The organism is Paenibacillus sp. J2R1T-4 (assembly GCF_059692235.1).
Genome location: NZ_JCAUBA010000006.1, coordinates 42,051 through 57,774 on the forward strand (window position 1 = coordinate 42,051; position 15,724 = coordinate 57,774).

The 15,724-nt window shown below is 49.4% G+C and carries 13 protein-coding genes; 3 read left to right on the forward strand and 10 right to left on the reverse strand.

All coding sequences use genetic code 11. The annotated features are described in order from the left end of the window. Positions 1–3 precede the first annotated feature (3 nt). The 3 genes from AC58QD_RS12305 to AC58QD_RS12315 are packed head-to-tail and all read right to left on the reverse strand — an operon-like array spanning position 4 to position 4,765. Complete coding sequence (locus AC58QD_RS12305; protein ID WP_497333527.1) at positions 4–2,919, reverse strand: ABC transporter permease; 2,916 nt, start codon at positions 2,917–2,919, stop codon at positions 4–6. Positions 2,920–2,922: 3 nt separating this feature from the next. Then, on the reverse strand, positions 2,923–4,038 hold the full coding sequence (locus AC58QD_RS12310) for an efflux RND transporter periplasmic adaptor subunit (RefSeq protein WP_497333529.1): 1,116 nt from the start codon (positions 4,036–4,038) through the stop codon (positions 2,923–2,925). Continuing rightward, positions 3,998–4,765 (reverse strand): ABC transporter ATP-binding protein, encoded by a 768-nt coding sequence (locus AC58QD_RS12315; protein ID WP_497333531.1) that lies wholly within the window; start codon positions 4,763–4,765, stop codon positions 3,998–4,000. Before AC58QD_RS12315 ends, AC58QD_RS12310 begins: the two co-directional genes overlap by 41 nt. A 228-nt stretch (positions 4,766–4,993) precedes the next feature. On the opposite strand from AC58QD_RS12315, the gene AC58QD_RS12320 reads away from it, so the two are divergent. After that, positions 4,994–5,197, forward strand: coding sequence for a hypothetical protein (locus AC58QD_RS12320; RefSeq protein WP_497333533.1), 204 nt, complete (start codon positions 4,994–4,996; stop codon positions 5,195–5,197). A gap of 133 nt (positions 5,198–5,330) precedes the next feature. Beyond that, positions 5,331–5,564, forward strand: a complete 234-nt coding sequence (locus AC58QD_RS12325) for a YczO family protein (protein ID WP_497333534.1) — start codon at positions 5,331–5,333, stop codon at positions 5,562–5,564. 323 nt (positions 5,565–5,887) lie between these two features. Here the strand turns inward: AC58QD_RS12325 and pyrE are convergent, their stop codons facing one another. The 7 genes from pyrE to pyrR form a co-directional block, all read right to left on the reverse strand. After that, positions 5,888–6,529, reverse strand: a complete 642-nt coding sequence (gene pyrE / locus AC58QD_RS12330) for an orotate phosphoribosyltransferase (protein WP_497333536.1) — start codon at positions 6,527–6,529, stop codon at positions 5,888–5,890. A 1-nt stretch (position 6,530) separates the two neighbouring features. Next, positions 6,531–7,277: an orotidine-5'-phosphate decarboxylase gene (gene pyrF / locus AC58QD_RS12335; RefSeq protein ID WP_497333968.1), complete on the reverse strand. Its 747-nt coding sequence runs from the start codon at positions 7,275–7,277 to the stop codon at positions 6,531–6,533. Positions 7,278–7,389: 112 nt separating this feature from the next. Beyond that, complete coding sequence (gene carB / locus AC58QD_RS12340) at positions 7,390–10,605, reverse strand: carbamoyl-phosphate synthase large subunit (RefSeq protein ID WP_497333538.1); 3,216 nt, start codon at positions 10,603–10,605, stop codon at positions 7,390–7,392. Next, positions 10,592–11,761, reverse strand: coding sequence for a carbamoyl phosphate synthase small subunit (locus AC58QD_RS12345; protein ID WP_497333540.1), 1,170 nt, complete (start codon positions 11,759–11,761; stop codon positions 10,592–10,594). Before AC58QD_RS12345 ends, carB begins: the two co-directional genes overlap by 14 nt. A 21-nt stretch (positions 11,762–11,782) precedes the next feature. Further along, positions 11,783–13,072, reverse strand: a complete 1,290-nt coding sequence (gene pyrC / locus AC58QD_RS12350) for a dihydroorotase (protein ID WP_497333542.1) — start codon at positions 13,070–13,072, stop codon at positions 11,783–11,785. A 67-nt stretch (positions 13,073–13,139) separates the two neighbouring features. Beyond that, entirely contained in the window at positions 13,140–14,054 is a 915-nt protein-coding gene (locus AC58QD_RS12355) for an aspartate carbamoyltransferase catalytic subunit (protein WP_497333544.1), read from the reverse strand. Then, complete coding sequence (gene pyrR / locus AC58QD_RS12360) at positions 14,055–14,603, reverse strand: bifunctional pyr operon transcriptional regulator/uracil phosphoribosyltransferase PyrR (RefSeq protein WP_497333970.1); 549 nt, start codon at positions 14,601–14,603, stop codon at positions 14,055–14,057. Positions 14,604–14,990: 387 nt separating this feature from the next. On the opposite strand from pyrR, the gene dapD reads away from it, so the two are divergent. Continuing rightward, entirely contained in the window at positions 14,991–15,701 is a 711-nt protein-coding gene (dapD, locus tag AC58QD_RS12365; RefSeq protein ID WP_497333546.1) for a 2,3,4,5-tetrahydropyridine-2,6-dicarboxylate N-acetyltransferase, read from the forward strand. Positions 15,702–15,724: the final 23 nt, after the last annotated feature.

Here is a 15,724-nt window from a genome sequence, read left to right on the forward strand (position 1 = left end):
AGGTCACCTCTCCTCTCCCAGCTTAACGGCCTGATGCACGCGAAGTCTGCGTATGTGAAGGAACAACAGCGTAGCGCCGGTCAGCATCATGAATGCAACAACGAGATAGAGCTGGTTAGCGTCCTTCGATTCGAAAATAACCCGGAAAGGAGGCACTTGCGTCTTCGCCGAATCTGCGGTTTGCAGAAATGGCAGAAACAAAATACTCGTTAGCTTCCCGATCAGGATCCCAAGGCCAATCGACAGCCCCGCTGTGAACCCTTGCTCCAAGAGCAGCATCCCCGTCAGTTGACGGCGAGACAATCCCATCGCCCGCAGCACACCGAATTGAACAACACGGCTGGATAGGTTGAAGAACCAATACAGGATGTAGCCGATAAGCGATACGAAAACCGATACCAGGAAGCCTAAACTAAGGATCCCGAAAACGCCGCCTCTAGATGGATGCTTGCTCTGAGTGATGAGTTCGTTCCTAACATCCTTGTAGCTGGCTAATTGTATGTTTTTGGCTTGCAGGGCCTCAATGACCGGCGTCAGCTTGGCACCTGGCTCCATCTTGAGCCACACCTCATAAGGCACAATAGGTGATTGATCATAGATATAATCCAGATTTGCGATGAAGAAAGGAGTCTGGTCCGGATATTGACTTGGCCAATACGGTAATATGCCTACAACTACGAATTCAACCGATTGTTGCTGTATAGCAATATTGAGTAAGTCCCCTGTCTTCAACTGATGCTTCTCAGCGAAGTTCGAAGGAATGATAACTGCCTGTTCGAAAGTGCCAAGCAAGTTCAGGTATGCTCTTGGATGAGCCGGGAATAAATCGTTACGGAACCAACCAACCTCGGCGAAATCAACATTATCGATCCCCACTACCATTCCTTGGCCTAAAGATCTGCCTGACACAATGACATTTCCTTTCGATTGCAGAACACGGGCTGCATGGGCGACTCCGTCAAGCTCACGGAATATTTCAAACGGCGGTTCCGCATAACGGATCTTGTTGTTTATTTCTGCGCCCCCACCTGGCCCCTGACCTCCTTGGCCGCCTTGACCACCTTGACCTCCCTGGCCTCCTTGACCGCCTTGCTGCCCCTGACCTCCCTGTTGTCCGCCTTGTCCTTGCCCGCTCCCTGGATCAGGCTGTGAGATCTCATCGGCAAAGCCCTCCCATACGGTCTGGAGCACAACGTCTGTCCCGTATTGATACAACGTGCGCTCTGTCGAGTTCAGGTCAATCGTACGTGCTGCAGAGGAGTTATACACCCCAAGACCTAACGTCAGGATTAGCAGAAGCATAAGCGGGTAATAAGCTGTAGAAGATCTGGATAGCTGTGTTAACGTCAAATAAATCGGAACCGGCAAAAATCGTTTACCTAACCAATTAAATAATTGCAATAACCACGGGAATATTCGCAGGAAGAACAACCCAACCGCAAAGATCGATAGTGCAGGAACGAAGAACAAAAGCGGGTGAACCTGCAGTTGATCATTGGTCATCCCTGTCTTGACGGACAGAATTTGATACGTTTGGAACGAATAATATCCATAACCCGCTAATGCAACTAATACAATATCGAGATACCAGCGCTGCCATAACGGCTTGCGATCCGAACGAGCGAGCGCTTGTTTGTAGCTTACAATAGAAGATCTGGCATATAATATCGCCGGTATTACACTCGCCACAATCGCTAGAACGACCGCACCTGCTCCATACAGGAGCGATTCCCTGGACAATCCGACAGGAACCGATTTGCGATCAACGAACGTTAGAAACCCGTTAGATGACCCGATACTCTTGGCCATGAACCAGCCGAGCAGTGGACCGACCACTAACGCTATGGCGCCAAGAATAAGGCCTTCCAGCAAATAAACTCCAATGATTTGTCGAGTACTGCCTCCGCGGCTTCTTAACACGGCAATATCGCTGCGTTGTCGATCTAATGCTTGACGGGCATTCATTACAATGTAATAAAACACCATAGCGAGCATCGGAGCGGCTAGAGTGAACAACAGCATCTGCATCTGCAGGCTCTGTTTCTTGAACTCACCCAACATTTCACGGAATGAGATATCCACTCGGGTATCCTTGAGCTTCTGGTACAAAGTGATGTCCATTCGATCCAGCGTTTTGGACAAGTATCCGAGCTGGCTCGTCTTGATCTCTTTAAGATCAAATGCGTAGTACCAGTTAGCCAGATTGAGCGGAATTTTCTTTTGCTCCAGCAGTTCCTTTTGGAACAGCTCGTCGCTTACCACGAACGTTCCTCCTAGCCCTTCGAAGCCCTGAAACCAGTACGGATCATTCTCGATCTTCGGAGTGAAGCTTCCGACTATCCGAATTTTCAAAGGCGCAATGCCAAGTCCTCCGCTAATCGGATAATTAAATTCATCACCGACCCTTATGTCGTTAGTACTGAGCGCTTCCTCCAGAACAATGGCTTCGATGACTCCATTCTGGCTAGTGTTAGCGAACATCTTCCCTGTCAGTTCCACATGGTCCGCCAGATTCGTCCACGAAGCTATTGACATTTGCCTGCGCTTACTTGGGTCGACCTTCGTCGGATCAACGGGATTGATCTGTGCATTACGGATGGACATCGTTCTTACAAAGGCCAGATGCGGGAATCCGATCTGCTGCGGTATTTCTTCTTTTATATAGGTGTCAACATCTTTAAGTGCTTGGAGATCGGCTTTGTCACTGCCAACCGCCTGATAGCGGATTAGTGTGGAACCAGGGGGCATGCCGTCGCTGTTTTCTAACAAAGACTTTGCCACTATCCGCTTCAAAGAGCCGTCTGCATACATAGGAATACTGGTCGTGAACGCTACCGCCATGATGAGCCCTAACAAGGAGCTAAGCGTTAACCAGCGTGTGTTCCACATTTTTCGGTAAAGAAATCGCAGCATTGGCATAGGTTATTTCCCCACCACTTTTTGCCCGGGCGACAGCCCCTTAACGATCTCTACATCCGTGGAAGTCTGTTGGCCGATCTCTACATCCACTTCCTTCTTATTGCCCTGTGCATCCACAACCTGCACATAGTTGCGTCCAGAATAAGAGCGCAGCGCAGCAGTTGGAATCGTTACAGCATTTACCTTGCGCTGCGTAATAACCGATATACTGAGAGGCGTACCTCGTTGTAATCCTTGTGGAAAAGGCTCCATTTGAACCAACGTATATTTGTCGATCGTATCTGGCGGTCTCTGCTGACCATTTCCACCTGTTCCCATGCCTCCGCCAGGTCTGGAAGGGTCCGTAACCGCACTTGGGTTAGGAAGCTGCAGTATCTTGCCCTTGTGCTGTCCTGCCGCATTAATATCGACCGTTACTTCCATGCCGACAGCAATCTTCTTGAGATCGTCCGCGCTTAATTCTGCTGCAACCGTTAATTGCGTCAGATCGGAGACTATGGCAATCTCTTGATAGGCAGTTACGGTATCGCCCTTCTTCATGTACACCCCAACCGCAATCCCATTGAAAGGCACCTTAAGCTTAGACTTGGCGATGGACTCCTCCAGCTTCACAAGCTCCTCGCGCTTTAGCTCAAAGTCAATCTTGGCCTGCTCCATTTGCTCGGCTGTCTTCTCGTCGCTCTGGCGAAGCAGCTCAATCATCTTCAGCTCATCGCTGCGTGACTGCAGCTTTTTCTGGCGAAGCTGGCTCTCGAGATCCGTAACATCTAGCTCAGCGATCACTTGGCCTGCTGTAACAGGGTCTCCAGACTTCACATACACTTCCTTAATGCGTTTATTGCTCTCCGTGAAGAAGAGGGACTCTTCTTTTGTAGCCATCAGCTTGCCAATACCGCGTACTTTGGTTTCCAACGTTTCCGTCTTGACCACATATTCCGGTTTCTTCGACAACTTGGGCGGGTTGATGGTGGGCAGTGCTTCTTCTTCCTCTTCTTTGGGCAAAAGAGAACAACCTGAAGATAGAACAAGACTAAGACAAAGAATAAGTACGGCACTTCTCTTGATTGTGCGCTTGCGTTTATGTATGGGTGAATCTTCCGTCCACCATCTCGTAAACATGGTCGGCTACCTCCAGAATAGTAGGATCGTGAGTTGTCATGCAAATTGTTACCTGCTCCACATCAATGATGTCACGGAAAACCGCCATCACCTGGGCTCCCATCTGGGAATCCAGCTCTGCTGTAGGTTCGTCCGCTAACAGCAAAGTTGGCCGATGCGCGATCGCCTTGGCTATTGCTACCCGCTGCTGCTCTCCTCCGGACAGCTCGAATGGCCGATGATGCATCCGCTTGCTCAGGCCTACTAGCTCCAAGCAGTGATGCACCCTGCCCTTCCATTGGGATCGAGGCGTTCCTGCCATTCTAAGAGACAGCTCCACGTTCTCCCATGCGGATAGAAGCGGCATGAGAGCGAACGATTGGAAGATAAAACCGAATTGCTTGCGTCTAACCTCCGTCCGCTGATCGTCACTCCACTCATGAAAGGGACAGTCCTGAAAATAAATTTCTCCCTTATTGGGTTGGTCGAGTCCCCCAATTAAATTGAGCAGAGTTGTTTTTCCTGATCCGGATCGTCCCCTTAACATAATTAACTTATTAGGCATTAGCTCCATCTCGATGCCCTTCAACACATGCAAGGTTCGCCCGCCTGTCTGGAAGGAACGCTCCACTCCGCGAACAACGACAATCGGTTTGGATGAAAGGACAGTCTCGCCTGATGATGATCCAGAGGTTTCTTGCTCATGTTCCGTCGTTTCTGTTTTTTTTCGACGCTGCAGCCACCCCATTGGTCCGAACTCCTCTCAATTAGTAATATTAACCAAATAATAGACGATACAAGTTACAATAATGTTACAAAATGTTTTAAACTTTTTCCAATTATTTTGGAGTCTTAATTCCATTGTAGGGAAAAGTTGTTAAGTGGAGTATAAAGTATTCTTAAGTTTTTCTTAAGTAAATAATCCCGTCAATCCCTAGTCAAATACTATGTTTTGATGTAAAATAAAAAGAGTGCAATGTTTCGTGTAAAGGAGCTTGATGAGATGAACAAAAAAGTATGGATATTCGGAATCGTCGTGGCCGTCGCCATTGTCGCCTCCGCCATCAGCGAACGGGTGAGCACAGATGCTCAAGTAACCCCCGAATACCAACCAGTCCCACTTATGAAATTCGATGGCTCTTCCGTGAAGTATTATGATAACGTGGCCGTTTGCCACTAATAGAACCGATAAGACGAGATACAGACAAGGGTGAATGCCCCTGAAGCTGTGTCTTTTTTTATTTTTGCAGCATGTTTTCATCTTCCTTGTACTTGGTTAATAAGAGAGAAGACTAATCTGGGAGGCAATGACTATGAATCCATTCGAGAAAAACCGTCGTGATCCGAAGTACAAAGGAAACAATCGGGATCATCCGGAGCAGTACCCAACTGAGGAGGAAAGCTTGTTCGACACCTTCGTAAGTCAGCGTACGGTGGATACCATTCCTGTGGAAGATCAAAAAATCGAACAACGCGAGGAGAAAAAGAGAGATGGCAGCTCAAAGAGCACCTCCTCTAGCGAGAGAAAGTATAAACCTGAATTGTGATTGTCACTAGAAGGTTCCCAATAAACAAACGGAAGTAGATTATTAGATTACGAACAAAGACGCATATAAAACCTCTCAACGGACATACTGATAAAAAATAAGTATGTTTCGTATGGAGGGTTAGCGAATGGAAGACAACCGCGGATTTGCTGTTGGCCTTTTCAATGGAATTGTACTAGCCTTGCCCTTGTGGGGCATTATATTGTCTATTGTAACTTTGATCATACATCATTGAGTTGCGTGTGGATAAAAGAGAAAAGAACCTCCCTTTCATAGCGGCAATCGCTATAAAGGGAGGTTCTATTTGATTTCTTTACGCACTTTTATTTCACACCAAAGGTTTCTGGACTCGTTCTCCAAGATTGCAGAAGAGCCACGTCCTCTTGCGCGATTCGTCCCAGCTTGACGGCAACCTCAATCAGCGAGGTGTAGTTAGAAAGGGAATCATACTTGAAGCCGGCTTCTTCGAATCCTTTGGCCGATGCCTCGAATTGGTAGCTGAAGATGGCCAACACGCCAAGCACCTCTGCACCGGCGCCCCGCACTGCGTTCGAAGCTTTAATCGAGCTGCCCCCTGTAGAGAACAAGTCCTCAATCATCACAACCTTCTGACCAGGCTTGATCACACCTTCGATCACGTTCTCTTTACCATGACCTTTGGCTTTGTCGCGAACGTAGATCATGGGGAGGTTTAACTTCTGAGCGACAAACGCCCCATGCGGGATTCCGCCTGTTGCAATTCCAGCAATGACTTCAGCGTCCGGATACTGATCGCGGATCATCTCAGCGAATCCAAGCGCGATCAGGTCACGAATGTGAGGGTAAGAAATCGTCAACCGATTGTCGCAATAAATCGGGGATTTGATGCCGGAGGTCCATGTAAATGGATCCTTCGGACGCAGCGCAACAGCGCCAATCTCAAGTAAAGCTTCTGCAATTTGCTCAGATAAGTATCGAATCGTCATATTAGGTCAAGTCTCCTTCCTGGGATAGAGAAGCTACGATATCCTCCAACGCTCGCCGCGGGTCGGGAGCGGCCGTAATCGGCCGGCCGATTACGATATAGTCGGTGCCTTGGGCGAATGCATCCCGCGGCGTCATGACGCGGGACTGATCGCCCAGCGCGGCGCCGGCCGGGCGGATGCCCGGCGTCACCGTCACGAAGGACGTGCCGCAGCGGGCTTTGACGCCAGGCACTTCCAAGGGCGACGCCACGACGCCGTCCAGGCCCGCTTGGCGGGCCAGCGACGCGTAGCGGAGCACCGCGTCCTCGACCGGACCGTCGATGCCGATCTCGTCGTTCAGCACCGCTTGGCTGGTGCTTGTAAGCTGCGTGACGCCGATCACAAGCGGCTTCCTGCTGCCGCTAGACATCCCCGCGAACGCTGCCTCTACACCTTCACGCGCTGCCTGCATCATCGCAAGCCCTCCGCCAGCATGTACGTTGAACATGTCAACGCCTAGCCGCGTCACACTTGCTGAACCGCCTTTGACCGTGTTAGGGATGTCGTGCAGCTTCAGATCGAGGAACACCTTATAACCGCGCTCCTTCAGCTTCATCACGAATTGAGGCCCAGCCGCATAGAACAGCTCCATGCCAACTTTCATGTAACAAGGTATACCTTCAAGCTGAGCTATCAGCTTGAAGGCTCCATCTGCATTCGGGTAATCAAGAGCTACCATAATACGTTCCACAAGCATAGCCGAACTCATGAGCTGCTCATTTACGCTTCCACTGGGATCACTTGCCTTCGTCATCGGTTATAAACCCCCTTATGCAGTCGAATGCGCCACTCGAATGATCAGATTCGGGTGGCGCAATTCGTTATTTCAATTGAGCTACAGGCATTGCGCGCGAGGAGAAATTAATCGTGTTCAGTACATGCAGCAATGCTCGAACCGTATCAAGAGAAGTCATACAGACTACCCCATTCTCAACAGCCTCACGGCGGATGCGGAAGCCGTCACGCTCTGGTTTCTTGCCCTTTGTCAGGGTGTTCACAACAAAGTGTGCTTCACCATTGCGAATCAGGTCAAGAATGTTAGGGGAGCCTTCGCTTAGCTTATTGACTGTCGTTACACGCAGACCTGCTTTTTCAAGCGCAACCGCAGTACCGCCAGTAGCAACGATTTTATAACCCAGCTCATAAAAACCTCTCAAGATTTCAATCGCTTCTTCTTTATCTTTGTCCGCAACCGTAGCAATAATCGCTCCTGTTGGCGGGATTTTCATGCCGGAACCGATGAAGCCTTTGTATAGCGCCTTGGCGAAGTTGCGATCACGGCCCATGACTTCCCCTGTCGACTTCATCTCAGGTCCAAGTGTCGTGTCTACACGGCGCAGCTTGGCGAATGAGAATACAGGTACTTTTACAGAGACGTTATCATCTTCCGGCCACAAGCCTGTTTCATAGCCCATGTCAGCAAGCTTCTCGCCCAGGATAACGCGAGTTGCCACGTTCGCCATCGGCACGTTTGTCACTTTGCTCAAGAAAGGCACTGTGCGCGAGGAGCGCGGATTCACTTCAATGACGTACACTTGATCTTTGTAGATGACGAATTGGATATTCACAAGTCCTACTACGTTAAGAGCCTTCGAAATCTTGATGGTAATTTCGATAATTTGATTCTTAATATCATCGGATACGGTTTGCGGCGGATACACCGAGATCGAGTCACCCGAGTGAACGCCCGCGCGCTCTACATGCTCCATAATCCCTGGAATAAGAACCGTCTCCAGATCGCAGATAGCATCTACTTCCAATTCTTTACCTAACATATAGCGGTCAATCAAGACTGGATGCTCTGGATTAATCTTCACCGCATACTCCATGTAGCTGAGCAGCTCTTGATCCGAATACACAATTTCCATCGCGCGTCCGCCGAGCACGTAGGAAGGACGAACGAGTACCGGATAGCCGAATTGTGAAGCAACGCCTACGGCTTGATCGACGGATGTTACCGTGCCGCCCGGAGGCTGAGCTACATCCAACTGCGTGAGCAGTGCTTCGAATTTCTTACGATCCTCAGCAGCATCGATACTTTCCAGGCTGCTTCCTAGAATCCGCACACCAGCGCGTGTCAAAGGTGCTGCCAGGTTGATCGCGGTCTGACCGCCGAATTGTACGATAACTCCAATCGGTTTCTCGTGTTCTATGATGTTCATCACATCTTCGTAGAACAAAGGCTCGAAGTAAAGACGGTCTGATGTACTGAAGTCTGTCGATACAGTCTCCGGGTTGTTGTTCACGATAATCGCTTCATAGCCTGCCGCTTGAATCGCCCATACTGCATGAACGGTGGAGTAGTCGAACTCAATCCCTTGTCCAATTCGGATCGGACCCGAACCAAGCACCATTACTTTCTCTTTGCTCGTCTTCAATACTTCATCTTCAGTTTCATATGTCGAATAGTAGTAAGGTGTAGTGGCTTCGAACTCAGCTGCGCAAGTGTCAACCATCTTATAGACTGGCTTCATGTTACGATCCAGACGATGCGTGCGGATGTCTGCTTCCTTCACGAAGCTCGTTAATCCGGCTTCAGCACGAATCTCAGCAATCGCGCGGTCTGTGAACCCTTTGCGCTTCGCTTCGAGTAACAGCTCATCCGACAGCTCCTGCTGCTGCAAGTCGGATTCGAAACGAATCATACCTTCCAGCTTGTTCAAGAACCACCAGTCAATCTTCGAAAGATCTTGAATTTGCTGCAGGGTGTAGCCGCGGCGGTAAGCTTCGGCGATGAGGAAGATCCGTTCATCGTCCGGCTTAGCAATGCGGGTTTCGAGTGTGTCAGCATCCAACAGCTCAGTACCTTTAAGGTACAGGCGATGAACACCGATTTCAAGAGAGCGGATTGCTTTGTGAATCGACTCTTCAAAAGTACGGCCTATTGCCATTACTTCGCCGGTCGCTTTCATTTGCGTGCCTAATTTACGGTTGGCGCTTGTGAACTTGTCGAACGGCCAACGCGGGATCTTCGATACGATGTAGTCAAGGGTCGGCTCGAAGCAAGCATAAGTTTGTCCTGTAACCGGGTTGACGATTTCATCCAATGTGTAACCAATCGCGATCTTGGCTGCCATCTTGGCGATCGGGTAACCAGTCGCTTTGGAGGCAAGCGCGGAAGAACGGCTTACACGCGGGTTAACTTCGATTACATAGTACTGGAAGCTGTGTGGATCAAGCGCAAACTGTACATTACAGCCGCCTTCAATGTTCAAGGCGCGAATGATCTTGAGCGATGCAGAACGAAGCATTTGGTATTCACGATCGGACAGCGTCTGGCTAGGCGCCACTACGATACTGTCTCCAGTGTGGACCCCAACCGGATCGAAGTTCTCCATATTACAAACTACGATACAGTTGTCATTCGCATCACGCATAACCTCATATTCGACTTCTTTCATCCCTGCGATGCTGCGTTCTACCAGACATTGTCCAATCGGGCTGTAGCGAAGTCCGGAGGAAACAGTTTCAAGCAGCTCTTCTTCCGTATTACAGATCCCGCCGCCTGTGCCGCCTAATGTATAGGCTGGACGAACAATAATCGGGTAACCAATTTCGTTAGCAAAATCCACAGCCTGAGGAACGGTTGTTACGATAACACTTGCTGGTACAGGTTGTTCGAGCTCGTTCATCAGGTTACGGAACAAGTCGCGGTCTTCAGCTTTCTCGATCGCTGTTAATTGAGTGCCTAACAGTTTCACGTTCTCCCGTTCCAGCACTCCTGCGCGGGCCAATTCAACCGCCATGTTCAGTCCTGTCTGGCCTCCAAGTGTTGGAAGCAAGCCGTCAGGCTTCTCTTGACGAATAATTTGCGATACGAAGTCAAGCGTAATGGGCTCGATATATACTTTGTGTGCCATGTTCGTGTCGGTCATAATTGTTGCTGGGTTGCTGTTGATCAGGACAACTTCCATGCCTTCTTCCTTCAAGGCTTGGCAGGCTTGGGTTCCCGCATAATCGAACTCTGCAGCTTGACCGATTACGATCGGACCGGAACCAATCACTAATATTTTTTTGAGTGTCTTATTTTTTGGCATATGCTAGTTCCCCTTTCACAGCAGGTGATTGGCGGTTAGGTCGGGCAGCGATGAACTCTGCTTGGCGCGGCAATCCCGGACGATCTTTCTTGAACTTGCTTATCATTGCTATAAAGTCATCGAACAAGTAGCTGGAATCAAAAGGCCCTGGGGCTGCCTCAGGATGATATTGGACCGAGAATGCCGCGTGTTTCGCATGCTTCAAGCCCTCGATCGATTTATCGTTATTGTTGATATGCGTTACAATCAAGTCCGTGCCGGTAATCGACTCTTCCTTCACCGCGTAACCGTGGTTCTGGGAAGTGATGTAGCAACGGTTGGATTCCAAATCCTTGACGGGGTGGTTTCCGCCGCGGTGCCCGAATTTCATCTTCTCGGTATCGGCTCCGCATGCTAGTGCGAACAGTTGGTGGCCTAAGCAGATCCCGAAGATTGGAACTTCTCCCAGAAGCTCTTCAATCATCTTAGCTGCATGCGGCACATCCTTAGGGTCGCCAGGACCGTTGGAGAGCAACACGCCGTCAGGTGCCAAGCGGCGAATCTGCTCGGCTGTCGTATCCTGAGGCACAACTACTACGTCGCAACCCCGCTTCGACAAATCACGGATGATCCCGCTTTTGGAGCCAAAATCAACCAATACTACGCGGTCCTTCGTTCCTGGGCAGCTGAACACGCTTTTTGTTGATACGCGTGATACTTGATCGGTCATTAAGCTGCTGCCTCTTAGTTGCTCCAACAAATCCTCAACAGGACGGTTTGTTGTCGTTAACATGGCTTTCATTACGCCGTGATGGCGGATGATGCGAGTCAACATACGAGTGTCGATATCGCTGATCCCAACGATGCCATATTCCTTCAACAAGCTGTCAACGGAATACTGGGCGCGCCAGTTACTAGGCACTTCTTCATGTTGGCGAACGACGAAGCCATGAATGAACGGGCGAATCGATTCGAAATCATCCCGTGCAATCCCGTAATTCCCAATCAGCGGGTAAGTCATCGTCACGATTTGTCCACAGTAGGACGGATCGGATAGTACTTCCTGGTATCCTGTAATTCCTGTATTAAATACGACTTCACCAACAGACTCCCCTTCGCTGCCGAAAGCTTTGCCCGTAAAAAGCGTACCATCTTCCAATAATAATCTTGCTTGCATCCACATTCACTCCTCTATGGGTTATGCTGTCCAAACTACCTTGCCTGCTACCATGGTCATTACCGGCCAGCCTTTAAGCTTCCAACCGGTGAACGGTGTGTTGCGGCTCTTGCTGGCAAACGTTGCAGGATCAACTTCTTGTTCTGTGTCTAGGTCAATCAAGGTAATGTCCGCTTCAGCGCCTATGGCGAGACGACCTGTATCCAGTCTGAATACTTCTGCAGGCTTAACCGTCATTTTCTCGAGTAAAAAGGAGAGCGTCCATCTTCCAGTAGTGACAAACTTCGTGTAAAGCAGCGGGAATGCCGTCTCGAATCCGACGATGCCGAATGGGGCCAGCTGCATACCGCGCGCTTTCTCTTCTTCGCTGTGAGGAGCATGGTCGGTTACGACGATATCGATCGTCCCGTCTTCCAGTGCCTCCAGGACAGCCTGTACATCTCTAGGTGTACGCAGTGGAGGATTCATTTTCCAGTTCGAATCCATCCCTGGGATATCTTCATCAGAGAGCAGTAAGTGGTGTGGGCATACTTCTGAAGTAACCCGGAACCCAAGCTGCTTCGCTTGGCGAATCAGCCGGACCGACTGCTCCGTGCTGACGTGGCATACATGATAATGAACACCTGTTGCTTCTGCAAGCAGGATATCCCTGCCTACGTGAATCGCTTCAGACTCATTCGGTATTCCCTTCAAGCCATTCCTGCGAGCGAACTCTCCTTCTGAGACGAAGAGGCCTTCAACCAATGTGTTATCTTCGCAGTGTGCTATAACCGGCATGTCCATTGAAGCAGCAAGCGCCATCGCATCTTTCATCATTTGGGCGCTTTGTACGCCTACTCCATCATCTGTGAATCCAATCGCACCAGCAGCTTTTAGCGCTGCAAAATCCGTTAACTCCCGGCCCAGCTGGTTCTTGGTGATACAAGCGTATGGCAGCACCTTAACGGATTGTGCCGTTTGTGCTTTATCGAGTACGTAGTTAACCGTATCTACTGTATCGATAACCGGCCGTGTGTTCGGCATGCATGCGATGGTGGTGAATCCGCCTTTTGCAGCGGAAGCTGTACCCGATGCAATTGTCTCTTTGTGCTCGAACCCAGGCTCACGCAAGTGTACATGCATATCGATTAGTCCGGCCGAGACGAGCTTACCCGCTGCATCGATAACTTCGTGTCCTGCGGTATCCGGTTCTCCGCCAACCCATGCTTCCTTTATATCCGCAATTTTATTATTTTCAATATAGAAATGCTTTTTAATTGGCTCGGCGCTGCCTGGCTCTACAACACTGCCGTTAAGTATCCAGATTCCCATGTGCCCTCCTGAACTGTCATTCGATTTGTTTGACCTTCATTTTGCCGCAAGTCCATGACTTTTCGTGCTAGGAACCTGACAAAGCCCGTTCCACAACCGCCATGCGAATCGGAACCCCGTTCTGCATCTGCGTGAATATCTTGGATTTCTCACATTCAACCAACTCGTCATCGATCTCGACGTTCCGGTTAATCGGTGCGGGATGCATGATGATGGCATGCTGTTGCATACGTGCTGCGCGCTCCACTGTTAAGCCGTATTGCTCCCGGTATTCTTCGGCTGATTTCAACATCCCCTTCTCATGACGCTCTAACTGTACCCTGAGCATCATAACTACATCGGCTTGCAGCGCTTGTTCTATAGGTACATAGTCGGCGTATTTAAGTAGCTCTGGAGCTTGCATATTAGGTGGTGCGCAGAATTGCACTCTAGCTCCAAGCTTCTGCAATCCCCACAAGTTCGATCTAGCTACTCGACTGTGCAGGATGTCACCGATAATCGCTACCGTGAGTCCTCTTATTTCACCGAAGTGATTACGCATAGTGTAAAGATCGAGCAAGGCCTGAGTGGGGTGTTCGTTATTCCCGTCTCCCGCATTGATCAGAGGTACTTTGATTTTGCTTGCCAGATCGGCTAGTACACCAATGGGCTTCAACCGAATGACTCCTGCGTCGATCCCCATCGATTCAAGCGTGCGCACCGTGTCATATATAGACTCGCCCTTTTCAACACTTGACGCCGCTGCTGCGAAGTTCAATACTTGCGTACCAAGCCTCTTCTCGGCAACTTCGAAAGAGAACCTGGTTCTCGTGCTATTCTCGAAAAACATATTGGCAACAAATTTGCCGCTCAGTAAGGAAGTAACCTTGTTCGTCTGTTGGTCCCAATAAGCGGCACGTTCCAGTATGCTGCGAATCTCATCTGCTCCAAGCTCTTGAAGTCCAAGCAAATGGCGATCGGTCCCTACATAGGTTTGTGTCATTTAAGCTTCTCCCCTTTGCTGCAATATGATGACCTCATCGATCTGGTCCACTTCGTCCAAGCGGACTTCGATTTGTTCCAGCTTAGATGTGGGCAAGTTCTTACCTACGTAATCTGGGCGAATCGGCAGTTCACGGTGTCCCCTGTCTACCAAGACAGCCAGTTGAATCATCCTCGGCCTCCCTAGATCCATCAGAGCATCCATTGCAGCGCGTACGGTGCGTCCTGTGTAGAGAACATCGTCGAACAAGATGATTTTCTTGTCTTCAATCTCTAGCGAGCTTCCTGCAGGAGCCATTGCACCCGAATGCACTCTTGTTACATCATCGCGGTATCGCCGTACATCGAGCTCGTCGACAGGTACCGGCACACCCTCAATCTCCGCTATTCGTTCCGCGATTCTTCGAGCCAGGTAAATTCCCCTGGTGCGGACCCCGATGAACCGACAGCTTTCCACACCTTTATTTTTTTCCAAAATCTCATGAGCAATCCGTGTCAACGCTCTGCGAATTGCTATTTCGTCCATGATGACGTGTTTGTCGGGAGCCATCCTCTTAGAGTCTCCTCTCTTCAGTGCGTTGGTTGTGATACTGGACATAAATAAAACTCCTTACCTGTTGGCAAGGAGTTCGTGTGAAAGGACTATACGCATACGCGATATGAGCTAGGCTTACAAGCTAGCCTATCGGTAAGCATTCTCCCTAGGACATAACCTGTCCAAGCAGAGAATCCCTTCTTTACTTCCATTCGAATACCTTGCCAGTCTCACGGGACCGACTTAAAGGTGCTATTTAACTGAAAGAAATTATCTCACGTTCGACAAAATAAGTCAATACTCCTTATCAAACTGTTTATGCAAGTCGAATGATGAGGATTGATTGACCCACCCTTTTATGCTATAAAAGAGGGTAGACCATTTATAAAGGAGACTATTATTATGACTGAAATGAATACAATGGAAGTTATTAATTTCATTAAAAACAGTACGAAGAAAACACCTGTTAAAGTATACCTGAAAGGTCAGCTGGAGCAAATCGACTTCGGTTCCGAGCTTCAAACCTTCATTACTGGTAACTCTGGCGTAGTGTTCGGAGAATGGAAAGTTGTTCAGGCTATTCTGGAGACCAATAAAGCCAATATCGAGGATTATGTTGTAGAGAGCGATCGCCGCAATTCCGCCATTCCAATGCTTGACCTGAAGAACATCAATGCTCGCATCGAACCGGGCGCAGTCATTCGCGATATGGTCTCCATCGGCGACAACGCTGTTATCATGATGGGAGCTTTGATCAATATCGGCGCTTCCGTAGGCGAGGGCACTATGATTGATATGAACGCTGTGCTTGGCGGTCGTGCAAAAGTCGGTAAAATGTGCCACATCGGCGCAGGAGCAGTTGTAGCTGGAGTTATTGAGCCTCCCTCCGCTCAACCTTGTGTGATTGAAGACGATGTTCTGGTTGGCGCTAACGCTGTTATCCTGGAAGGCGTACGTGTTGGACAAGGCTCCGTTGTAGCCGCTGGCGCAGTCGTTACTGTTGATGTGCCTCCATTCACTGTAGTTGCCGGCGCTCCTGCTCGAGTAATCAAACAAGTGGATGACAAAACCAAATCCAAAACCGAAATTCTTCAAGAGCTTCGCACCCTGTAATCTAGCATCTCCGGGAGGGACAA